18 protein-coding genes are annotated in these 21,607 nt (G+C 75.1%); 3 read left to right on the top strand and 15 right to left on the bottom strand.

The window, feature by feature from the left end; genetic code table 11:
* Positions 1-71 precede the first annotated feature (71 nt).
* Positions 72-2,054 (bottom strand): FtsX-like permease family protein, encoded by a 1,983-nt coding sequence (locus ACIPXB_RS23145; protein ID WP_401452828.1) that lies wholly within the window; start codon positions 2,052-2,054, stop codon positions 72-74.
* Positions 2,054-2,803, bottom strand: a complete 750-nt coding sequence (locus ACIPXB_RS23150; protein WP_401452830.1) for an ABC transporter ATP-binding protein — start codon at positions 2,801-2,803, stop codon at positions 2,054-2,056. Before ACIPXB_RS23150 ends, ACIPXB_RS23145 begins: the two co-directional genes overlap by 1 nt.
* Before the next feature lie 156 nt (positions 2,804-2,959).
* Here ACIPXB_RS23150 and ACIPXB_RS23155 point away from each other — a divergent pair, with 156 nt between their 5' ends.
* Positions 2,960-4,237, top strand: coding sequence for a sensor histidine kinase (locus tag ACIPXB_RS23155; protein ID WP_401453067.1), 1,278 nt, complete (start codon positions 2,960-2,962; stop codon positions 4,235-4,237).
* A complete protein-coding gene (locus ACIPXB_RS23160) occupies positions 4,225-4,908 on the top strand; it encodes a response regulator (RefSeq protein ID WP_401452832.1) in 684 nt (227 codons plus the stop codon). Before ACIPXB_RS23155 ends, ACIPXB_RS23160 begins: the two co-directional genes overlap by 13 nt.
* A 23-nt stretch (positions 4,909-4,931) precedes the next feature.
* On the opposite strand, the gene ACIPXB_RS23165 is transcribed toward ACIPXB_RS23160, so the two are convergent.
* From ACIPXB_RS23165 to ACIPXB_RS23215, 11 genes are all read right to left on the bottom strand, one after another.
* Positions 4,932-6,092 (bottom strand): glycosyltransferase family 4 protein, encoded by a 1,161-nt coding sequence (locus tag ACIPXB_RS23165; RefSeq protein ID WP_401452834.1) that lies wholly within the window; start codon positions 6,090-6,092, stop codon positions 4,932-4,934.
* 88 nt (positions 6,093-6,180) lie between these two features.
* On the bottom strand, positions 6,181-7,011 hold the full coding sequence (locus tag ACIPXB_RS23170) for an FkbM family methyltransferase (RefSeq protein WP_401452836.1): 831 nt from the start codon (positions 7,009-7,011) through the stop codon (positions 6,181-6,183).
* The gene (locus tag ACIPXB_RS23175) at positions 7,008-8,396 is read right to left on the bottom strand and encodes a glycosyltransferase 87 family protein (RefSeq protein WP_401452838.1); all 1,389 of its coding nucleotides are present in this window, start codon (positions 8,394-8,396) and stop codon (positions 7,008-7,010) included. Before ACIPXB_RS23175 ends, ACIPXB_RS23170 begins: the two co-directional genes overlap by 4 nt.
* 109 nt (positions 8,397-8,505) lie before the next feature.
* The gene (locus tag ACIPXB_RS23180; RefSeq protein ID WP_401452840.1) at positions 8,506-9,024 is read right to left on the bottom strand and encodes a toxin-antitoxin system, toxin component; all 519 of its coding nucleotides are present in this window, start codon (positions 9,022-9,024) and stop codon (positions 8,506-8,508) included.
* A gap of 63 nt (positions 9,025-9,087) precedes the next feature.
* On the bottom strand, positions 9,088-10,377 hold the full coding sequence (locus ACIPXB_RS23185; protein WP_401452842.1) for a DUF6545 domain-containing protein: 1,290 nt from the start codon (positions 10,375-10,377) through the stop codon (positions 9,088-9,090).
* 56 nt (positions 10,378-10,433) lie between these two features.
* Positions 10,434-11,348: a C40 family peptidase gene (locus tag ACIPXB_RS23190; protein ID WP_401452844.1), complete on the bottom strand. Its 915-nt coding sequence runs from the start codon at positions 11,346-11,348 to the stop codon at positions 10,434-10,436.
* A gap of 46 nt (positions 11,349-11,394) precedes the next feature.
* On the bottom strand, positions 11,395-12,438 hold the full coding sequence (locus tag ACIPXB_RS23195; RefSeq protein WP_401452846.1) for an SPFH domain-containing protein: 1,044 nt from the start codon (positions 12,436-12,438) through the stop codon (positions 11,395-11,397).
* Between the two features lie 222 nt (positions 12,439-12,660).
* A complete protein-coding gene (locus ACIPXB_RS23200) occupies positions 12,661-13,215 on the bottom strand; it encodes a hypothetical protein (protein ID WP_401452848.1) in 555 nt (184 codons plus the stop codon).
* Between the two features lie 85 nt (positions 13,216-13,300).
* Positions 13,301-14,371 carry an SCO0930 family lipoprotein gene (locus ACIPXB_RS23205; RefSeq protein WP_401452850.1) on the bottom strand — a complete coding sequence of 357 codons (1,071 nt, stop codon included), beginning with the start codon at positions 14,369-14,371 and terminating at the stop codon, positions 13,301-13,303.
* Between the two features lie 185 nt (positions 14,372-14,556).
* Complete coding sequence (locus ACIPXB_RS23210) at positions 14,557-16,008, bottom strand: NADH-ubiquinone oxidoreductase-F iron-sulfur binding region domain-containing protein (RefSeq protein ID WP_401452852.1); 1,452 nt, start codon at positions 16,006-16,008, stop codon at positions 14,557-14,559.
* A complete protein-coding gene (locus tag ACIPXB_RS23215; RefSeq protein WP_401452854.1) occupies positions 16,005-17,018 on the bottom strand; it encodes a hypothetical protein in 1,014 nt (337 codons plus the stop codon). Before ACIPXB_RS23215 ends, ACIPXB_RS23210 begins: the two co-directional genes overlap by 4 nt.
* 460 nt (positions 17,019-17,478) lie before the next feature.
* On the opposite strand from ACIPXB_RS23215, the gene ACIPXB_RS23220 reads away from it, so the two are divergent.
* On the top strand, positions 17,479-19,029 hold the full coding sequence (locus ACIPXB_RS23220; RefSeq protein WP_401452856.1) for a helix-turn-helix domain-containing protein: 1,551 nt from the start codon (positions 17,479-17,481) through the stop codon (positions 19,027-19,029).
* 463 nt (positions 19,030-19,492) lie between these two features.
* Here ACIPXB_RS23220 and ACIPXB_RS23225 read toward each other — a convergent pair whose 3' ends face one another.
* The gene (locus ACIPXB_RS23225) at positions 19,493-20,881 is read right to left on the bottom strand and encodes a DUF1996 domain-containing protein (protein ID WP_401452857.1); all 1,389 of its coding nucleotides are present in this window, start codon (positions 20,879-20,881) and stop codon (positions 19,493-19,495) included.
* Between the two features lie 9 nt (positions 20,882-20,890).
* Positions 20,891-21,556 (bottom strand): DUF4142 domain-containing protein, encoded by a 666-nt coding sequence (locus ACIPXB_RS23230; protein WP_401453069.1) that lies wholly within the window; start codon positions 21,554-21,556, stop codon positions 20,891-20,893.
* Positions 21,557-21,607: the final 51 nt, after the last annotated feature.

The following is a 21,607-nucleotide window of genomic DNA, read 5'->3' on the forward strand; positions in this document are numbered from 1 at the left end:
GGGCCTCAGCATAGGGGCGACCCGGCGGAAAACGCTACGCCGCTCCCCCGTGTCGCCCGCCACGCGCAGGTCTACTGGCGCGAAGTGAGCGCCGCCACGCCCGCGTTGCGCAGGCGCCGGCCCGTCGCCGCCTGGCCGACGACGACGCCCACCAGGAGGCAGGCCGCCACCAGTGCGGCCAGCGGTGCCCACGGCACGCTCAGCGGGGGTTCGCCGCCGAGGACGGTGAGGGCTCCCCGGTAGGCGCGGGCGCCCACCGCGACCACGAGGGCCGCCGTCGCCACCCCCGCCACGGTGGTGGTGAGAGTCTCCCACAGCGCCATGCGGCGCAGCTGCCCCGCGCTCACGCCGGCCATGCGCATGCCCGCGATCTCGCGGCCGCGCCGGCTGTACGCCATCACCAGGGTGCCGGCCACGGCGATCAGCGCGTACAGCGAGGCGGGGCCGGTCAGGACGAGCAGGACGAGACGGTTGAGCCGGTCGCCCTCGGTGGCGGTGGCCGCGAACCAGTCGGCGGCCGGCTCGGCCGTGACCCGGTCCGCGCCGATCCGGCGCGTCAGTTCGGCGGCCACCTCCGTGACGGAGGCCCCCGCGGTGGGCGCCAGCAGGACGCTCGCCCGCTCGGGGGCGGCCGCCGCGCCGGCGGCGCCGGCGGGGAGCAGCAGGTGCGGTACGGCCGACCCGCCGTCGAGCACCGCGACGACCTCCGCCGTGACCTGCTCGCCGCCGAAGAGCCCGTACGTGACCTCGCTGCCCGCGCGGTAGCCGTACCAGTCGGCGAACTCCCGGGAGACGGCGACCGTTCCGGCCGTCAGCGGGCCGATCCGCCCGTCGGTGACGGTGATCCGGTGGGTGCGCGCGAGGGCGACCGGGTCGGCGACCGCCGCCTGGTCCTTCCACACCGAGTGCGCTCCGGCGACCGCGACCTCGAGCGGCGCGGGCGCCGAGACGGCGGCCACCCGCGGGTCGGTGCGCAGCCGCTCCAGGTCCCCGGGGGTCAGGGTGGTGCCCCGGACGGGGACGACGACGAGGTCCGCGGCGGTGCGCGCCCGGTCGTCGGCGCGGGTGGCCGCGCCGGCGGTGGACAGGACGGTGAGGAAGACCCCGACGATGGCGACGACGGCCAGTACCGGGCCCACGAGCGAGGCGCTGCGGCGGCGCGAGGTGACGACGGCCTCGGCGGCCAGCCGCCCGGCGACCGGGTCGGCCCAGCGCAGCGGCAGGGTCAACACCCGCAGCAGCGGGGGCAGATAGGCGGGGCCGAGCAGGGTGGCCGCGACGGCCAGCGCCATCGTGCCGAACAGGGCCAGCGGGGTGGCGGCCTCGGCCCCGGCGCCCGGGGCGAGCAGCACCATCACGACGCCCGCCACGAGCATGAGCGCGCCCGTCACGGCGCGCCCGGCGGTCATGGTCCGCGCGTCCAGGTCGGCCTCGCGCAGCGCCTCGGTGGGGCGGACCCGGGCGGCGTGCTGGGAGGCGGTGACCACACCGAGGACGGCGATGACCAGACCACTGGCGGCGGCGCACACCAGCGGCCACAGCAGCGGTCCCGGGCGCAGGTCGACCGGGGAGAGCCCGGTGCCGTTGAGGGCGTCCACCGCGAACGGGGCGGCGAGGGCCGCCGCCGCGCAGCCCACCGCGGCGGCGGGCACGGCCACGGCGAGGGACTCGCCCATCACCAGCAGGCGCACCTGGCGGCCGCCGGCGCCGACCAGCCGGAGCAGGCCCATGTCGCGGCGGCGCAGGGCGATGCTGAACGCGCAGGTGCCGGCGATGACGAAGACGGTCACGAAGGCGGAGACCACGCCGGCCATCGCCAGGACGCTCTGCACCCCGCCCAGGTCCAGGTCACCGGTGGACAGGGTGCGGGCCGTGCCGGTGCCGTCGGTGAGCGTCACCGAGGGCCTGTCGCCGGCCGGGGCGGGAACCGCCCAGGTGGCGGCCAGGGCGACGGCCGAGACACCGATCAGCGCCACGCCGAGCGCGAGGGCGACGAACATGCCGACGAACAGCGCGCCGTAGTGGCGCACCGCCTGTACCGAGATGCGCCACATCACCGCTCCCACACGCTGAGCTGGTGGGCGACGGCCTCGGCGGTGGGGTGGTCGAGCCGGCCGACGATCCGCCCGTCGGAGAGGAAGACCACCCGGTCCGCGCAGGCGGCGGCCGCCGGGTCGTGCGTGACCATCACGACCGTACGGCCGGCCCGGTCGACGGTGTCGCGCAGCAGCTCCATGATCTGCCGTCCGGTCCCGCGGTCCAGGGAGCCGGTGGGCTCGTCGGCGAAGACGATCTCCGGCTCGGCCACCAGGGTCCGCGCGATCGCGACCCGCTGCTGCTGGCCGCCCGACAGCTGCGAGGGCCTGCGGTCCGCCTTGTCGGCCAGGCCCACCTGGGCGAGGGCCTCCATCACCTGGGCCCGCCGCACCCGGCGGCCGCCCTGCAGGCGCAGCGGCAGCGCGACGTTCTCGTACGCGGTGAGCATGGGCAGCAGGTTGAACTGCTGGAAGACGAAGCCGATCCGGTCGCGCCGGATCCGCGTCAGGGCGCGCTCGTCGCAGGCGGCGAGGTCGGTGTCACCGAGGAAGACCGAGCCGTTGTCGGGCTTGTCGAGGCCGGCGGCGACGTGCAGCAGGGTGGTCTTGCCGGAGCCCGAGGGGCCCATCACCGCGGTCAGGGCCCGCTGCGGGAAGCCCACGCTGACCCCGTGCAGCACCGGGACGGGACCGGTGGCACCGGGGTAGCTCCGGGTGACGGCGGTCAGGTGGACGGCGGGCAGCAAGGTGTCCGTGAGCAGTGACATGACCCCAGTTCAGCAGGGTGTGCCCGGGGTGCGCAGTGGGTCTGCGGGGAGATGTGGGGGGAGGGTTTTCCCTACCGTCGGCCCGGCCCGGACACCCCGTAGAGTCGGTGACAGACCATGACCATGATCCGACACGACCTCCGGGAGGACACCACCATGACGGTCGCCGTCTGGGAGGCCCTGCGGCGGCACCCCGCGCGTTTCCCGTTCACCGCCTGGCCGCTGCGTGCCTGGGCCTTCCTGCTCAGCGGCACGGTCCTGGGCTGTCTGGTGCTGATGGTCTTCGTCGTGCTGCTCTTCGTCGGCCTCGGGCTGTCGGTGTTCGGCATCGGGCTGGTGGTGCTGATGGGCGCCGCCGTGTACGGGATCCCGGTCGCCGCCCTGGAGCGGCGGCGGCTGCGCCTGGTGGAGCCGGATCCGCTGCTCGACCCGCACGGCTCGCTGCCCGGCACGGGGGCCCTGCCGTGGCTGCGGACCCGGCTGCGGGAGCGCGCGACGTGGCGCGAGCTGGCGTACACGCTGATCTTCGGGGTGGTGTTCACCGCCACCGGGATCGGTTTCACCGCGCTGCTCGGCCTGTCGCTGATCCTGGTGGCGACGCCCGTGATCGTGTGGGCGATCGCCCCCGACACGGTGATGCTCATCCCCGGGCAGCCGATCTCGGATCCGGTGGCGGCCCTCCCGGGCACGGCGGCCGGGCTGGTCGGGCTGCTGCTGTCGGCGTACGCGGGCGCGGCGCTGGCCGGGGCGCAGGTGCGCATCGCCCAGCTGCTGCTGTCGGCCCGCGAGGAGGACCTCAGCAGCCGGGTCATCGAACTCACCCGGTCCCGGGCGCGGCTGATCGACGCCTTCGAGGCCGAGCGGCGCCGGATCGAGCGGGACCTGCACGACGGCGCGCAACAGCAGCTCGTGGCCCTGTCGATGACCCTGGGCCTGGCCGAACTGGAGCTGCGCGGACAGGATTCGCCCGCCTCCCCGTACCTGGCACGGGCCCGCTCCGAGGCACGCCAGGCGCTGGAGCAGCTGCGGGGCCTGGTACGGGGCCTGCACCCGCAGGTGCTCACCGACCACGGGCTGGCGGCCGCCGTCGCCGAACTGGCGCTGCGCAACCCCCTCCCCGTGACCGTCGACATCGACCTGCCGCACCGGCTGCCCTCGTCGGTGGAGACGATGGCGTACTTCACCATCACCGAGGCGCTCACCAACGCGTCCAAGCACAGCGGCGCCGACGAGGTCGCGGTCGTCGGCCGGCTCAAGGGCGACAAGCTCGTCCTGCTGATCACCGACGACGGCCGGGGCGGCGCCGACCCGGCCGCCGGGACCGGTTTGCAAGGATTGGCGGACCGTGTGGCCATATTGAAAGGCAGGCTCATCGTGACCAGTCCGACCGGCGGACCCACCCAGCTGCGCGTGGAGGTCCCGTGCTCCGTGTAGTACTCGCCGAGGACGCCGTCCTGTTGCGCGCCGGGCTGGTCGAGCTGCTGTCCCGGGTGGGACACGAGGTGGTCGCCGCCGTCGGCGACGCCGAGGAGCTGGCCCGGGCCGTGGACGCGGACCGGCCGGACGTGGTCATCACCGACGTGCGGATGCCGCCGGACTTCCGCGACGAGGGGCTCAAGGCGGCGCTCGCGCTGCGGGCCCGGCACCCGGGCCTGCCGGTGCTGGTGCTCTCGCAGTACGTCGCGACCGCGTACGCCACGCAGTTGTTCAGCGGGATGTCCCCGGCCGAGGGGGGCGGTGGCCTGGGCTATCTGCTCAAGGACCGGGTCGGTGAGGTGTCGGAGTTCCTGGACGCGCTGGACCGGGTCGCGGACGGCCAGACCGTCATCGATCCGGAGGTCGTACGGGTGCTGCTCCAGCAGCAGACCGCCGACCGGCCGCTGGCGCGCCTGACGCCGCGCGAGCGGGAGGTGCTGGCCCTGATGGCGGAGGGTCTGAACAACCAGTCGATCGCCCAGCGGCTGACGGTCACGGAGGCCTCGGTGGTCAAGCACTCCGGCAACATCTTCATGAAGCTGGACCTGGACCCGACGGAGGGCAACCGCCGCGTCCTGGCGGTCCTGACCCACCTCCGCGGCGCCCACCCCCCGGACCACCGGGCCTGAGGCGGCGGCCCGTGCCCGGCGCGTCAGTCGGACTGCCGGGGCGGTACGGTCACCCGGTCGTCGGCGCGCGGTGTGAGCAGCCGGGTCAGCAGTTGCGCCGAGGCCTCCCACGACCAGCTGCGCTCCACCCACAGCCGGCCGGCCTCGCCGGTCGCCGCCCGGTCGGGGGAGAGCAGCTGGTCCGCGATCGCGCCGGCCACGGCCGCCACGTCGCGGCCGTCGACGACCGTACCGGTCACTCCGTCGAGGACGGTGTCCGGCGCGCCCCCGGAGTCGCCGACGACCACGGGCAGTCCGCTGGCCGCGGCCTCCAGGAAGACGATGCCGAGGCCCTCCGCCTCCAGCCCGGCCCTACGGGTCCGGCACGGCATCGCGAACACGTCGGCGGCCGCGTAGTAGCGGGCCGTCGACGCGTGGTCCCGGCCGCCCGCGAAGACCACGTGGCCGTCGGCGTGCCGCGCGGCCAGCTTGCGCAGCCGTTCCTCGTCCGGCCCCTGACCCACGATCACCAGGACGGCGTCCGGCACCGTGCGCCGGATCAGCGGCAGCGCCCGGATCAGCGTGTCCTGGCCCTTGCGGGGCACCAGCCGCGACACGCACAGCACCACCCGCCGGCCCGCGATGCCGTGGGCGTCGCGCACGTCGCGTGCGCAGCTGGAGGCGGGCCGGAACGCGGCCGCGTCCACGCCGGGGACCAGCCGCACCAGTTCGGCGCGCGGCCCGAGGGCGGGGGCGATGCGCCGCCGCGTGTACTCGCCGAGGTAGGTGACCACGTCGACGTGGTCACCGATCCGGCGCATCAGCCGGCGGGCCCCGGGCGTGCGGGCCCACCAGATCTCGTGGCCGTGGGTGGTGGCGACCATGCGGCGGATGCCGCCGCGCCGCAGCGCCGGCGCCATCGCGGCCAGCGGCGCGGCGGCCCCGAACCAGACCCGGTCGCAGCCGTGGGCGCGGGCGATCTCCAGGGTGCGGCGGGTGACGCGGGAGGTCGGCAGCAGCATGCGGCTGGGGTCGCGTATCACCGGGAACGGCAGGGTCGCGTCGTACGCGGCGGCGCCGGGCTCGCTGGAGGTGTAGACGACGACGTCGTGGTCGGGGACGCGGGTCGCCATCGCGTGGACGAAGGTCTCGATGCCGCCCTGGCGGGGCGGGAAGTCGTTGGTCACGATCAACGTGGTGCTCATGGCGGTCGTCGCTGCCTCGGGTTCGAAGGGCGGGAAAGCGGGGAGGGCGGGAGAGGTCAGGTGCGGAAGAGGTCAGGTCGTGAAGAGGTCAGGTCGTGAAGAGGTAGTTGCGGCAGTCGTCGCTGATCCGCGCGACGGCCGTCCACCGGCCGCCGTCCCGGCGGTGGGCCCGGTAGCCGTACCGGCCCAGGTGCCGCAGCAGGTCGTCCGGGCGGGCGCCGTACTTCGCCAGGTGCCGGCCCTCGATCTCCAGCAGGAGGGTGGGCCGGTGGCGCCGCAGGGTCCGCGATCCGCCTGCCAGCACGGCGAGTTCGGCGCCCTCGACGTCGGCCTTGACGAAGTCGACCCGGCGCAGCCGCTGCTCGGCGGCGAGCTGGTCGAGGGTGCGCAGCGGGACCGGCACGGGGCGGGCGCTGCGGAACTCCGCGTTGGGGCCGGGTCCGTCGGCCCCCTCGGTCAGGTAGGCCCGGCCGTGCACCGGCAGGCCGCGCCGCCGGGGCAGGCTCAGCGTCCCGTGTCCGGAACCGGCCCCGAGCGCGGTGCGGTGGACGGTGACGTTGCCGGAGCCGAGCAGCCGGGACACGGTCCGCAGCCAGCGGGCGGGGCCGGGCAGCGGCTCCACGCTGTGCACGTGACCGGGCGGGCCCGCGAGCGCCGAGAGCACCCAGGTGTACAGGCCGTACTCGGCGCCGATGTCCACGCAGACCGCCCCGGGCCGTACCAGCTCGCCGAGCCCGGCGACCTCGCTCTCCACGAACGGCAGCCGGGGCGCGCCCCAGCGCAGGGCGGCGGCGACGGCGGCCGTCCGCCGGGACCGGCCGCGCGTACGGGGATCCCGGCGGCCGGTGCGCGGTTCCTGGCGGCCCTCGTGCCACCCGGTGTCCCGGGCCGCGGTGGCGCCCGGCCGCCACGGGCTCATCGGGCACCTCCGGCCGGCAGCAGGGGGGCGCGGTCGCCGGATCCGGCGGCGCCGGCGCGTCCGGATCCCGTATGTCCGGAGCCCGCGCGTACGGGGTCGGTGCGTCCGGATCCCGCACGCACGGAGCCGGTACGTCGCAAGGCCGCCCGCAGGGAACCGCCTCGGGCGCCCGCCGGGGCCCGCCGGCGCTCGTCGGCGCAGGCCAGCCGGGCCCAGAGCACCAGCAGGACGGGCAGGGCGAGGTAGCCGAACCGGCCGGCGGGCGCCAGCAGGAAGGCCAGGCTCAGGCCGGCGGCGAGCCGGTCGGCCGCCGCGACGAGGTCGCGGGGCGGGCGTACGACGAGGGAGACGGCGACGGCCAGGCCGCCGGCCAGCAGCAGCGCGACCGCCGCGTACCACCCGGCCGGGCCGAGGTCGGCGAGCAGCCGGCCCGGGAGCGGACTGCTCGCGGGGGTCGGGAACGGGCCGCGCCCGGTGGGGAAGGCCAGCACCTGCTCGGCCATGGCCCGGGGCGAGAGCACCGCGCTGGGCAGGACCGCCGCCGCCGTGCCGGCGAGCGCGACGAGCGCGCACCGGACGGCGGCCCGGCGGCCGGCGCCGTACCGGAGCAGGGCGAAGGCGACCGCGACGGCGGGGGCGGCCGTCCACTTCAGGGAGCAGGCGGCGGCCAGCGCGAGGCCCGCCGCGACCGGACGGTGCCGCGCGGCCAGGGCCAGGGCCAGGCAGAGCAGCCCGACGAGCGGCAGGTCCACCCCGCTGACGACCAGCGGCAGCGCCACCGCGGGCGAGGCGATCACCACACCGACCGCGAAGCCGTACGGGAACTCCCCCGCGCTGGTGCTCCGGGGCGTCGTGCCGCGCAGCACCCGGCGCCCGCCCCACAGGCAGGCCAGGAACGCGGCCGCGCACCAGAGCCGGGCGTCACCCAGCAGCCGCGGCAGCGCTCCGTCCGTACCGGACAGCGCGCGCGGCAGCCCGAACAGGGCCATCCCGGGCAGGTACGGGGTGACGTCGACGACCGTGCGCGGTTCGGCGAGGTACGGCGTGGCCTGCTGGAGCAGCAGACTGCCGGAACGCTCGATGACGGCGACCTCGCTCTGCGCGCCGCCGGTCAGGACGAGGGAGAGGAAGGGCACCGCGACGGCCCCGGCGACGGCGAAGGCGAGAGCGGCGGTCCGGGCCCACGGCCGCGACCACGCGAGGCCGGCGACGGCCGCCGAGCACAGGTATCCGGCGGCGGCGCAGGTCCCCCAGAACCGATGCGTGTCCAAGGTGGAGACCAGCGGGAAGGCGGCGGCCCAGCCGGCGGCGACCAGCCACCCGACGCACCACAACAGCCCGCGGTTTCCCGCCCGGTGGGCCCGATCTACCTGATGAGTAAGCACTCATCCATTGCAACGGGACGCCCCCGTCCCGGTCATGACGGCCAGGTCGAGACCTGATGGTCGGGTTTCCCCTACCCCGCGATCACCGCTGCTGTCGCGGTCACCGCGATCAGCCTTCCAGGGAGGCCCAGATACGGCCGGCCACGCCCGACGCGGGGGCCCGGCCGCGGCGGCAGCCCTCCAGGTGGGGGCGGAACTTCGCGGCCAGCATGCGGCCGAACGTCTCCGCCCGCCGCTCCTCGTGGAGATCCACGTGCGTCCGGGCGGCGACGTGGGCGACGGCTTCGGCCAGGCTCCACCGGTCCCCGAGCATGCGCGCCGCCACCGCCGCGCCGACGGCGCTGCCGTGCTGCGCGCAGCCACCCTCCTTGCGGTGCCACAGCTCGTGGCCGAAGATCACCATCTGGTGCAGCGGTGTGGTGTTCTCCTCCACCGCGACGACCTCGAAGTCGCCCATGTCGAGCCACAGTCCGGTGACCGTGTCCGGGGGGAACGGTTCGAGCATCAGGCGCACCTCGCGCCCGTCGCTGTCCGTCAGGTACGTGCAGATCGCCTGCATCAGGGCGACCGCCGTGTCCGGCAACGGCCGGGCCACCCCCGTGAACAGCTCGTCCCGGTGTCGCTTCATCTCGCGGGACATCCCCACCGCGTCTGCCCTCTCCTGCCGTTCGTCCCGCCCCGTCGGGCCATTCTACGGGGCGGGCAGCGCCCGGGAGATGCGCACCATGAGGTCGCCGTACTCGGCCTCGGCCGAGCGCAGCGCGTGGGCGGCGCGCCGGCTCTCCTCCTCACCGGCGGGTGCGGTGCGGGCGCGGGCGTCGGCCGCCGCGGCCAGCATGGCGGCGAAGCCGGCCGCCACGGCGTCGGGCCGGCGCATTCCGCTGTGCACCGCCTCGCGGTAGGCCCGTTCGCGTATCCCGTCGGCGCAGTAGGGGCGCAGCTGGAGGATCCAGTCCTGCACGTTCGTCATGCGGTCGACCAGACGCTGGTCGGGCCCGGAGTACCAGGGCGTGGTCAGCGTCAGCGCACTCGGGCCGGCGGAGGCGGGCGGACGGACCACCCGCTGGAGCCGGGCGAGGGCGAGGAAGGTCCGTACGGGGTGGACGATCCGCTGGTCGAGCCAGGGGCCGAGGACGGGGAGGAGGAATCCGGCCGCGACGACCAGGGTCCAGACGGAGATGAAGGCGCCGACCCGTTCGTTGAGCACGTCCCAGTCCCGCCCCGTCCAACGGGCCACGACCACGGACAGTTTGACCACGCCGAAGGTGAGGCTCGCCAGGAATCCGGCGACCAGGACGTACAGTCCGGCCCGCAGCCAGCCGTTCTCCTCCGACGGCGCGTCCGCGGGCCCGGAGTTCCCGGAACTCCCGGCTTCCCCGGTGCTTCCGGTGCTTCCGGCGCTTCCGGCGCTTCCGGCGCTTCCGGTGCTTCCGGTGCTTCCCGTGCTTCCCGTGCTCCCGCGAATGGCGAGGGCCCAGTTCCAGCACACCGCCGTGGCGGCGGCCGCGGCCACGGTGTGCGCGAGCAGATAAAGCAGGAGCATCTCGCGGATGAAGGGGGTGGTGGCGTAGTAGGTGTCGAAGTCGCGCGGCCTCTCGTCGGGCACCTCGCCGAGGAGGAAGCAGCCGATGACCGCCGCGATCACGGCCCCGTGCGCCAGGATCCAGCCGCGCACCCGCCGCCGGGTCCCCGCCCGGCCCCTGGCGTGTCCGCGCCAGTTCTCCATCAGCACCAGGCAGGCACAGGCGTGCGCGCACAGGAGGCAGTGGACCAGCAGGGCCGAGAAGTTGCTGATGCCGGTGAGCCGGTTGACCACCGTGATGGTGGGCGGGGCGGAGAAGAAGAAGCCCGCGCAGTGCAGCAGGATCAGGCTGTTCACGGTCCGGACCAGCGGGCTGCGCCACCCCCTCACCAGGGCGGGGAGCTTCACCAGGAGTACGACACCCAGCGCGGCGGCGGGCACGTAGAAGTTGACCCCCACCGCACACTCCCCCGCGCCTGCACCACCGATGATCCGGACGGTGACCGTAACATCCGCTAGCCGACGCGGCCGTACAGGTTGGGGGTGTAGGCGCTGAAGGACGAGACGCGGACGTGCTTGCCGGGGCGCGGGGCCTCCAGGTACTGGTCGCCGCCGAGGTAGACGGCCACGTGGTGGACGCCCGAGGCGCGGCCGTTGCTGGACCAGAAGACGAGGTCGCCGCGGCGGAGTTCGGACCGGGAGATGGGGGTGGTGGCCCGGTACTGGTCGTCCGCGACCCGGGGGAGGGTGATCCCCGCGTTCCGGTACGCCGCCTTCACCAGGCCGGAACAGTCCCAGCCGTGGGGGCCGTTGCCGCCCCACACGTACGGGTCGCCGAGGTGGGTCATCGCGAACGAGACGGCCGCCTCCGTGCCGTACCGCACCGGGGTGCCCGAGCCGGAGCCGCTGCCCTGGCCGGAGCCGCTGCCCCGGTCGCCGTTCGCCGGGGGGACGGGCTGCGCCGACGTGCCGGTGTGGCGCTCGTACTTCTCCTTGTGGCTGGTCCACCACCACTGACCGGCGCGCTCGTACCAGTACACGCGGTCGACCGCGTCCCACCCCGGCCGGCCCCGGAACACCGGCTCGGAGGTGCGGGGCCCCGACGGGACCGTGGTCGGGGACTGCGGCTGGGGGTTCTGGACGCTCTTCGCCAGGTACTTGCTGTAGTGCGAGGTCCAGCGCCACCAGCCGGTCTCGTCCTTGTACCAGTATGTGGAGCCGTCCCAGCCGGCCTTGCTGGGCGCCGGCTCGGCGGACGCCGCACCGGCGCCCGTGCCCGCCAGTACGGCCGCGCCGACCGCCGCCACCACCGCACCGCGCAGCGTGCAGCGGGTGCGGTCGCCGGTGGCGGCGATCGCGGCGGCGGCGTGTGCGCAGCCGGCGCAGTCGCAGTGGCCGGGCCTCTCCTCGGTGAACTCGGGTGCTCGCATGGCTCCGTCCTTTCCGGAGTGGGGGTGTTGAGGGGAGAACGGTGGTTCAGGGGGTGTCGGCGGCGGGGCCGCGCGCGGTGTAGAAGGCCACGGTCAAGTCCTTGACGAGGGCCTTGCGTTCGTAGTCGTCCAGGCTCACGAGGCCGCGGGCGGACATCCGTCGGACGGTGTCGTCCACGGCGTCGATGACGGAGGTGAGCACCGCGTCCCGGTTGCGGGCGTCGATCGCCGCGACACGGCGGCGCTGCATGGCTCCGGCCACCTCCGGTGCGTACTCGACGCGCACCGGGCGGGCGGAGAACACCTCGACGCCCACGGCCCGGCACTCGGCGGCCAGCAGCCGGGTCAGCTCGTCGCCGAGGGCGTCCGTGTCGCGCAGCGTGGCCGGGCCCTCCGGGGCGTCCGGACCGTCCGGGCCGAAGGAGTCGGCGGGCAGCCGCGACAGCACCCGCGCGGCCACCGATTCCACCTGCTCCCGCAGGTAGCGGACGTGGTCGTCGACGGCGAGCAGGGCCCGCGAGGTGTCCCGCACCCGCCAGACGACCAGTACCACCGCCCGCAGCGCGGTGCCCTCGGCGTCCACGACCGGCAGGGGTTCACTGCGCCAGTGGCGCAGCCGTACGTCGATCCGGGTGAGGCGGCGGAACGGGAAGGTCCACACGAGGCCGGTCCGCCGGACGGTGCCCCGGTACCGCCCGAACCGGGTCAGCGCGGCGGCCTGGCCGGCCCGGACCCGCCGCAGCCCGGCCAGGGCGAGCAGCGCGGCCGTGAGGCAGCCGGCCAGGCCCGCGGTGGGCCACGCGTCCGCGGTGAGGGCGGGGCGGGGCACCCCGTACCGGAGCACCAGCCGGGCCGCGACGGCCCCCGCGAGGGCCACCACGAGCAGGGCCCACCAGCCGGAACAGGCCCGCGCCGGCCGCTCGGTGAGCTCGCGGTCGAGGACCGGTGGCAGCGTCCGGCGCTCCGCCCGGTCCCCGCTCCGGTCCCGGGTCCCGTCCTCGGCCCCCCGTATCCGCGGCGGCGCCGGTACGGCCGGCTGCTCGGCGGTCTCGGCCTCCGTCTCGTCGCGGTACAGCGGTCCGAGGATCACAGGAGCCTTGTACGGCTTCACCGACGCCCCGGGTACCAGGGCTCCGCCGGTCCGGATCCCGGTACGGTTCGACGTTTCCGGCACGGCCACCCCACAGTTCGGCGAAAGATCATCAACGCAAAACGATCTTCGCGGAACCGGACAAGTCGGCCGCACGGCAAACGTCCTGAACCCGCGGGACTTCCGTCCCGATCCCAGCCACCCCGGCGAAGGGATCCTCGGTCAGGGCCCCGGGCTGTGCCCGCCGCCGTGCCCGCCGGCGTGCCCGCCGCCGTGCCCGCCGGTGTGGGAATCGCCCGACTCGACCGTGCCGCCGAGGCGGTCGCGCAGGGGGGCCAGGGCTTCGGCGGAGGCCGCGGTGACGATCCAGCGGTCGCCGACGAGGTAGCTGCCGCCGTAGTTCCGGGCCTCGGCCAGCCAGGCGCGCCGGCCCTCCTCGGCCGTGAAGGTGAGCATGCGGTAGGCGTCCTTGCCCGTCCCGCAGGCGCCCTCGCGCAGTTCCTCGGCGTCGACCGTGATCTCGGCCGTGCAGCCGACGGCCGCGGCGATCTCCTGCACGGTGACGGTACGGCCCCCGGACTCCCGGCCCGCCGCCGCGTGGCCCTGCGGGTGCCCCGGCGCGGGGGACGCGGCGGGATCGGTCTCGTGGTCCGCCGCCCCGTGCGCGGGACCGGAGCCCTGCCCGTGCCCGGCGCAGCCGCCGCACAGCAGGGCGGCGGCCAGCACGGCGACGGCGGGCAGGCAGTGGCGGGCACCGATACGGGGCGGGTGGGACACGTTTCCCTCGCAGGGGTCGCAGAGTTCGCAGGGTTCGCAGGACCAGGGAGTGGGGGGTCCGGGGTCCGGGGGCCGGCGTACGGGATCAGCCGGCCGCCTTGGCCTTCTTTCCGGCGTCCGTCACCGCGAACCACAGCCCCTGTTTGTTGTGTCCGCTGGTCTGGCCCGGCGCGGTGTCACCGGTGAACGAATAGACCGGCCAGCAGTCGATCGTCAATTGTTCCGTCCCGTCCGGCCGCTTCACCGTACCGATCCATTCCGCCGGGATTCCCGACACCTTCGACTTGTCCACCGGAGCGGCCGGCTTCCACGTATCCGTGCAGGAATCGACGCAGCCGATTCTCATCGGCCAGGCACTGTCCTTGTCGAAACGGTAGAGCGTACGCCCCTGACCGTCCGCGAGAATCCTGCCGAGTTTCTCGTCGTTCATCACGACGAGTCCGGCGCCGCCCTTCCCCGGCATGCCGGGCATGCCCGCCATGCCGCCGTGGCCGCCGCCCGTGCCCGGTGCGGCCCCGCCCTGCCGGTCGACGGCCTTCCCGCCGTCGGCCGCCAGCGCGTGCCAGGTGCCGCCCACCCCCTCGCCCTTCGCCTCGCCCGGCCGGGTGTCCTTGGCATAGCGGTAGACGGGCCAGCCGGCCAGCGTCAGCTGCTTGCTGCCGTCGGTGCGGACGACCTCGCCGAGCAGGCCCGCGTCGATGCCCTCCCCGACCCTGGCGTCATCGGCCGGCACCGGGGGCCAGGCCGCGGCGCAGTCGCCGTCGCAGGCCGACTTGGGCGGCTGGGCGGTGTCCTTGTCGAAGCGGTAGAGGGTGGCACCGGCGCCGTCGGTGACCACACTGCCGACGGCCGGTATGTCCCGTACGGCCAGCTGCCCGGCCGAACCGCCCTTCCCGGCGGCGGCACCGGACCCGTACCCCGCTCCCGACCCGTATCCGGACCCCGACCCGGACCCCGAGCCGGCGGACGGATCCGCGCCGTATCCGCCCGCGCCGTAGGGCGACGCCCCGTATCCGTTCCCCAGCGCCTTGGCCCCACCGGCAGGCTGCGCGGAATTCACATTGCGGGTGCCACCGCCGTCGCTCCCGCAGCCGGCCGCCAGCAGCATGACGGCGACGACCGAGCCGACGGCCACCCCTCGACGCTTCTTGTTCACGGTCACTCCTTCGTTGTCGGCCCGGCGCCTCGACGCCCTCGCCCTCTTCATTCCTCACCCCTATTCATAGGGCCTGCCCGGGCCATCGAATTCGAATTCCCGGGAATTTGTCAGATCGCGCCAAAGCAGGAACTCCGCATGAACTCGGGACGGCTGCGACCGCTCACCGGCCGCTCACCGGGCGTTCATTCCTGGATGCGCAGGGCGAGCGCGGGACAGCGGCGGACCGCGCGCAGCGCCTTCGGCCGCAGCCGTCCGGGCACCGGCATGACCCCCTGGGCCGGGAAGCCGTCGGCATCCAGCCGGACGACGTCGGGCAGCAGGTCCACGCACAGTCCGTGGCCCTTGCACAACGTCCAGTCCACGACGAGCCGTTCGGGGTTCTCGTCGGCCGGCAGCGGCAGGGCGCCCAGCACCCGGCGGCCGCAGCCGCTGCCGAGTGCGTGATCGCGGAACTCCTCCGGGAACACCGCGAGCGCGGAGGCCACGAAGGCGGACGTACCGTCGGGGTGGCTGCACGCGCCGCGGCCGCGCACCGCCCGCATGCGCGCCTGGACCCCCTCGAGCGCCGCCCGGCCGCCCCCGCCGACCAGGTTCTCCACGGCGTCGGCGAGCGAGGGCAGACCGCGCACGCACGGCCCGCACTGGCCCGCCGACTCGTCGGCCATCCAGCGGGTCACCCGGGCCACTTCACCGGCCGGACAGGTGTCCTCGGGCAGCGGCAGGACGGCGCCGGCGCCCAGCACCGCGTCGAACCCGGACAGCGACTGCCGGGAGAGCGCGGCCGAGCGGGCCGCCCCGGGCTCCAGCCAGCGGCCGTGGTAGCCACCGACCAGGACGCCCTGGCCGGGCCCGGAGCCGCACAGGTCCAGCACGTACGGCAGCGAGGTGCCGGTGGGCACCTCGACCACCGTGGCCCCGCCGACCGTCAGCAGCAGGGTGCCGGGCTCGGCGGGCAGTCCCACGGCCCGGTACTCCGCCCCGCCGAGCCGCGCGGCGACGGCGAGCTGGGCGTACGTCTCGGTGTTGGACAGCAGGGTGGGCACCCCGCCCAGGCCCCGCTCGCTGGTACGGACCTTCTGCCCGGAGGGCAGCGTGGGCCCGCCGTCCAGCCCGCGCACCATGGCGGTCCCCTCGCCGGTGACGAAGCGCTCGGGCAGCAGGGTGACCCGTACCCGGCGGCCGGCGGGGCCGCGTTCGGCGACGGCGGCGCGCACCGACTGCTCCACGTCCTGCCGGGTCACACCGACGACGACGTCCTCGGCGCCGAGCGCGCCGGCCGCCAGCAGGGCGCCGTCGAGGACCAGGTGCGGGACGTGCAGGAGCAGGGCGGTGTCCTTGAGGCAACTGGGTTCACCCTCGCTGCCGTTGACGACGACGGCGGTACGGCCGCCCTCCCGCGCCCGGGCGGAGCGGGTGACCGCCCGCAGCTTGCGGGCGAAGGGGAAGCCGGCCCCGCCGCGGCCGCGCAGGTCGATGTACTCGGTGAGTTCGACGAGTTCGTCGACGTGGTAGGCGGGCACCTGGCCGTGTACGGCGAGGTGCCCGGCCCGGTCGAGCCGGGGGGCGGTGTCGAGGCCGGCGAGCAGCCGGGGCTGCCCCACGCAGCCGAGGGCCGGGCGCGGTACGGGGTTCACAGCCGCCCCCGGATCCCGTCGAGGGGTTCACCGCCCCGGTCCGGGGCCGGCTGGAGCCCACTGGGGACGAACACCGCACCGTACGGCGGCTGTCCGGGCCGGGGCGGCGGCACCGGGCGGGCGGCGGCGGCCGGTCCGGTGAGCCGGGCCACGAGCTGCTCGGTGGGCGCCTGGGCGGGCTGGCGCACGAAGGGGCGGGGGGCACGCGGCGGCTCCGCGGGCGCCGAGCGGGGTACGGACGGGGCCGGCGCACCGGCCGGCCTGGCGGGCGTCGCGAGCAGCCGCGCCCTCAGCCGTACGACGAGCACGCCGGCGACGGCGACCACGCACAGGGCGTACGCCACGGTCACCCAGGCGCTGGCGGCGCGGCCGGCCTTCAGCCCGTGCACCAGGGACGCGCCCCACGCGGGGTAGGCGCCCATGTGCAGGGCCCGCCACCACAGGGAGCGGCCCTTGGTGGCGAACGCGCTGCGCACGGCGCCGGAGACCGCGACGGAGACGAACAGGTAACCGGCCAAGGTTCCGAGCCCGATGAGCAGGGGCTGCTCGCGGTCGGCGAAGGGGAGGACCGCGGCCGCGGCGGAGGTCCGGCTCTCCGCGATCTTGACCCAGACGTGCAGGGCGAGGAAGCCCAGTCCCGCCACGGCGAGGCCGCGGTGCGCCCCTTGGGCGACGATGCGGTGGCCCGAGGTCAGCAGGGTGCGGTCGGTGGCGGCCAGGCCCCACAGCACGGCGGAGGTCAGAGAGACGAGCGAGAGGACGCCCGCGCCGTAGTCCAGGAACTCCCACAGGTTCGTCAGGGCACCGGCCCGGGCGGCCACGATCAGCGCGACCAGGGCGGCGAGGGCGGCGACGCACAGGGCCGCGGGGTGCGGACCGCCGCCGGCGGAGAGCAGGGGCGGCCGCCGTACGGCCCGCCGTCCCGCGGCCGCTGCCGCGGCCGCGCCGGCGTGGCGTCTGGTGCGGCGGGCCCGGTGCGAGCGGGGCGTGCGGGTATGGGGCAGGGGCATCGAGTTCTCCCATACGCCCGGGTCCGCGAGCACTCCACCTCGCGCTCGGCGCCCGGGGTAGTCGTCGTAACTGCTCGGCAGCGGGCGGTAGTTGTTCGCGCCGCCGACCGGGAGCGGGGGCCGGAGTGTTGAAGCATTGTGGAGCTTCGCAACCCCTCCACAGGATTTATCGAATCGTGACAAGTTCTTGCGGCCACGGCATCATCACCTCCAACACCCCCGGAAGATGCCCTTCCAGAGGTGCGGTTGTGACAGGACGGACGTCTTGTCCTCCGCCACGGGTCCCGGCGGCGCGTCGGCGCGGCGTAGCGGGACTGCAAGTGGATGGCACGCTCCTGGAGGGAGTACGAGGTGCACGACTCCCCCGTCGGCACTGGCGCCGGTGGGGCGGCTGACCCGCCTCCACAGGCCTGTCGCCCTCCCGCGGAGCGGGCCATACCCCGGCATGAACGAGGTAACAATGTGCGAACTTCTGAACCGCATCTGGGCCCGCCCCCGCGGCGAATGGACCCGGGTCCTGCGCAGGGAACTGCCCGCGCTGGCCGAGGGAATGGTGGAAGAGCTCCGCGAGTCCATACCCGGCTTCGCGGAGCTGATCGAGGACACCGGCGACGAGGTGGTCCGGGAGGCGGTGGAGGCGGCCCTGCTCGCGGCCCTCGGATACGACGAGTCCGCGGCGCGGGGGCAGCAGCCGGGCCCGGACGCCACCGCTGACCACGCGGCGGCCGCCGCCCCCGGGTCCGGCCGCCCCGACGCGGGCCCCCGCCGCGCGGCGGAGACCGGCCGCGCCCGGGACCGGGCCGCCGGCCAGGACCGCCGCTCCGGCCGTGAGCGGGACCTTCCCGACCACGGGCAGGACCGCCCCGGCCATGAGCGGGACCGTCCCGACCACGAGCAGAGCCGTCCCGACCACGAGCGGGACCGTCCCGACCACGAGCAGAGCCGTCCCGACCACGGGCAGGGCCTTCCCGACCACGGGCAGGACCGTCCCGACCACGGGCAGGACCGTCCCGACCACGGGCAGGACCGCCCCGGCCACGACCACGACCACGACCGGCACACCGGCCGGGTGCTGGACCGGGACCCGGGCCGGGTGCTGGACCGGGACCACGAACGCAAGCACGGCCGCGACCGCGCGCCGGGCCTGATCCCGCGCCAGCGGCCCCGGATCGCCCCCGTGACCACCCTCCCCACGGCGGCGTTCGGCGGCAGCGGCCCCGAGTCCGCCCGGCGCGAGCTGTTCACCGTCCTTACGGGTGACATGACCATGCCTGACCAGGCGCTCGCCGAACTCGCCGCCGCGGCCGGCTGGCCGCTCCCGGCCGCGCTCCGGGCCATCGCCCTGGCCACCCCGGGCGAGACCCAGCAGCTGGCCTCCGTCCTGGACGACGGCCTCGTCGGCATGGTCGGCGGCCAGCCGTGCCTGCTGGTCCCCAGCCCCGACCCGGATGCCCGCACCGCGCTGGAGGCCGCACTGCGCGGGCGGTTCGCCGCCGTCGGCCACACCGTCGCCCTGCGCGACACGGCCTCCTCCCTGCGCTGGGCCCTGCGGCTGCTGACCCTGACCCCGGCCCGCTCCGCCCCCGACGCACGGGCCGTCTTCGTCGACGACCACCTCTCGACCCTGATGCTGCTCCAGGACGAGCCGCTGGCCCACGCGCTGGCCGCGCGCTGGCTGCGGCCGCTGGCGAACCTGACCCCGCGCCAGAGCGAGCGGCTCGAAGTGACCCTGCTGGCCTGGCTGGAGGGCGGCGGCGCGCCCGAGGCCGCCAAGGCGCTGAGCGTGCACCCGCAGACCGTGCGCTACCGGATGCGGCAACTGGAGAAGCTCTTCGGCCCCGGGCTGCGCGACCCGCGCACCCGCTTCGAACTGGAGATGGCCCTGCGCAGCCGCCGCCTCATGGCACAGGTACGGCGCCAGCACTCACGGGTGGGCCGCCGGGCGCGCGCCATGACGGCCGACTTCCGCCCGCTGGGCGTCGGCCGCATGGCCCGCGTCAACGGCCTGTGACCCGACCCCGACCCGCAGTTCCGGCTCCGGCCCCTCGTCCGCCCGCACGGCGGCCGAGGGGCCGCAGTCGTTCCCGTACCGGCATCCGGCCGCCGCAGCCGCCCGCCCGCCCGCCACCCGTGTTCCCGGGGCGCCGTCGGCACGGGCCCGCGACAGTCACCGGAAGCGGGTCCCGTACGACGGCATCCGGCCCGTACCCGCAGAGCCGGACCTCACGCGGGAAGCCGGCCGGTACGGCGGAACCCGACCCGCGCGACCGCCGGCCGATGCCCTGCGCCGGGCCCGGCACCGTACGCCGGACCGGGACTCCGTACGCCAGGCCGGAGCTCCGCACGCCGGCCCCGGACTCCGTACCCCGCACCGGGGAACGCGAAGGGTGCCGGCCCGCAATCTGCTCTGCGGGCCGGCACCGTTCTCGGGGCGGCGCGGGGGGAGGTGGGAGGACGCGCGCCGCCCCGAGGTCTCAGCGGCAGGCGCGCCCGCCGTTGATGCAGCGCACCGCGTCGCCCATCAGCCGGTCCGACATGACGTTGATGAAGTCGCCGTGATCGGTGACGGGCTTGTGCAGCTGCTCGGGGAAGCTGTCCACCGCGAACCGCGCGCCGGGCGGCACGCCGTAGGTGATCCGCTGCACGAGCTGCGGCACCGCCTTGAAGCCGGCCGGGCAGGCGCCGTTACGGCCCGCGAAGGCCACGTGCGTACGGTGGTTGGCGCTGTCGATGTTCTTGCCGTCCCAGCAGCTCTGGAAGGTGAACGTACGCACCACGTCGCTGCCCTTGGGGCAGACCGGGTACTTGTCCTTCAGCTGCCGGTTCTCGAAGCCGGTGCAGCTCCAGGAGGCGTTGGCGTTGCCGGGGCCGTTCGTGAACGCCTTGGCGTCACCCGTGATGATCCGCAGGAACCGGGGCATGGCCGCGACCCGGGAGACGGGGCTGCCCTTGAACTCGATCGTCACCTGCTTCGGTTTCAGGATGGTGCCCACGTTGGCGTCCAGGCCGCCGCCGGGCGCGTTGGCGTCCCGCTCGGCCCTCCCGTCGCGCAGCCGCAGCACCGGCCAGTAGTACGTGGACTGGTCGCCGTTGGTGCACGTGGTTCCGGAGGCGGCCAGGCTGTTGTTGGTGGAGAAGGCGTCGGTGGTCTTGTTGCCGACGTAGTCGTGCATGTGGTGGGCGCCGTTGCTGACGCCGGGCGCGACGATGACGTTGTCGGGGTTGAAGTGCTTGTTCTCGTTGCGGCCGCAGTTGACGGAGAACGAGCCGGTGGACGCCCCGGGACCGCGGGCGGGGGTACGGACGTTGGGGCGGACCGTGCCGATGGCGACGAAGTCGCTGCGGGCCGGGCCACCGCGGTTCTGCCCGGCGGCCGCGGCGGCCGCGGCGCCACTCTGCCCCTTGGCCGCGTCGGCGGACACGTCGGCCGGGTCGGCGGCCGGGGCCTGTTTCATCGCGCAGCCGCTGAGCGCGTCCAGCCCGGCGGGACGGGCGGCGGCTTTTCCGATGGTGTCCGACAACTTGCCTATGGTTCCGGTTCGTTGGCTCTTCAGCCGGCCGAGCAGGGCATTGCCCTGCGCCTGCCCCGTGGCCAGCTGCCGGTAGGCGTCGGCGATCTGGGTGTCCAGCTCGGCGAGGTTCTTGTCGACCTCGGGACGGACCTGGCCGGGCACGTCCTTCAACTGGTCGCCCACGTCGGGGCAGTCGATGGTCGCGGTCACGGGCGCTCTGCGGGAGTCCTGCCCCGCGGAGGCCTGCTGGGCCAGGATCACGACTCCGCCACCGCCCAGGACCAGGGCGGACACCAGGGCGACGGCCTTGTACGACGGCCGGAGTCGGCGTGTGCGGCCCTCTTGCCTCATGCGATCACTTCACTTCGTCGGTCGGGGAACGGAGGGGTTCGGTGGTGCGGTGTCCGCGAGGCCGTCGAAGTCGACCAGACCGGTGGCCTCGAGAACCGAGATGTGGTCCAGGACGGTGGCGTTGGCCTCCGTGGCCAGGGCCCGGACCATGGAGTTGCGGGTCTGGGCGCGGATCTGGGCCACCAGGGCGAAGACCTTGCCGTGGGCGCGCCGCAGCAGCTGGACGAACAACCGCTCGTACTCGGCGCCCTGCGCCCGGTCCATCTGGTCGAGCCAGCCCTGCTGCTGGTCGGTGGGCCGGGCGGGCAGGTCGATGCCGAGGGCCCCGCCCACCTCCAGGGAGCGCCGGTCCAGGTCGGAGTGGCCCTCGATGAGGTGCTCGCCGACGGTCCGTACGGAGGGCCGGGTACCGCGCTGCAGGGCCTGGCGGCCGGCGGGCAGCTCCCACAGGCCGGCGAGCCGTACCTTGCGGACGAAGTCCCGGTCCTGGGGGGTGAGGGGTCCGAAGGCCGTGCTCAGGGTTCCGGCGCCGTCGTCGTCGGCGGCCGGAGCGGTGGCGGCCGTGGCGGAGCCGCCGCCGAAGTTCTGCACGGGGATCAGCAACGCGATCAGCGTGAACGCGAGGGCGCCGATGACGACGGCCGTGCCCACCACGTGTCTCGAAGCGACCGACATGCCGCCGACGGCCGACCTGCGCAATGACAGCACTGTGCCTCCTTGCTACGT

Source organism: Streptomyces sp. NPDC090022 (genome assembly GCF_044748145.1).
In the GTDB taxonomy this organism is placed as follows: Bacteria; Actinomycetota; Actinomycetes; order Streptomycetales; family Streptomycetaceae; genus Streptomyces.

Excerpts from the sequence above, each read along its gene's own strand:
- ACIPXB_RS23190 (WP_401452844.1), bottom strand. The coding sequence starts at position 11,348 with ATGCGAGCACCCGAGTTCACCGAGGAGAGGCCCGGCCACTGCGACTGC.
- ACIPXB_RS23150 (WP_401452830.1), bottom strand. The coding sequence starts at position 2,803 with ATGTCACTGCTCACGGACACCTTGCTGCCCGCCGTCCACCTGACCGCC.
- ACIPXB_RS23145 (WP_401452828.1), bottom strand. The coding sequence starts at position 2,054 with ATGTGGCGCATCTCGGTACAGGCGGTGCGCCACTACGGCGCGCTGTTC.
- ACIPXB_RS23155 (WP_401453067.1), top strand. The coding sequence starts at position 2,960 with ATGACGGTCGCCGTCTGGGAGGCCCTGCGGCGGCACCCCGCGCGTTTC.
- ACIPXB_RS23165 (WP_401452834.1), bottom strand. The coding sequence starts at position 6,092 with ATGAGCACCACGTTGATCGTGACCAACGACTTCCCGCCCCGCCAGGGC.
- ACIPXB_RS23230 (WP_401453069.1), bottom strand. The coding sequence starts at position 21,556 with ATGTCGGTCGCTTCGAGACACGTGGTGGGCACGGCCGTCGTCATCGGC.
- ACIPXB_RS23170 (WP_401452836.1), bottom strand. The coding sequence starts at position 7,011 with ATGAGCCCGTGGCGGCCGGGCGCCACCGCGGCCCGGGACACCGGGTGG.
- ACIPXB_RS23225 (WP_401452857.1), bottom strand. The coding sequence starts at position 20,881 with ATGAGGCAAGAGGGCCGCACACGCCGACTCCGGCCGTCGTACAAGGCC.
- ACIPXB_RS23220 (WP_401452856.1), top strand. The coding sequence starts at position 17,479 with ATGTGCGAACTTCTGAACCGCATCTGGGCCCGCCCCCGCGGCGAATGG.
- ACIPXB_RS23180 (WP_401452840.1), bottom strand. The coding sequence starts at position 9,024 with ATGAAGCGACACCGGGACGAGCTGTTCACGGGGGTGGCCCGGCCGTTG.
- ACIPXB_RS23215 (WP_401452854.1), bottom strand. The coding sequence starts at position 17,018 with ATGCCCCTGCCCCATACCCGCACGCCCCGCTCGCACCGGGCCCGCCGC.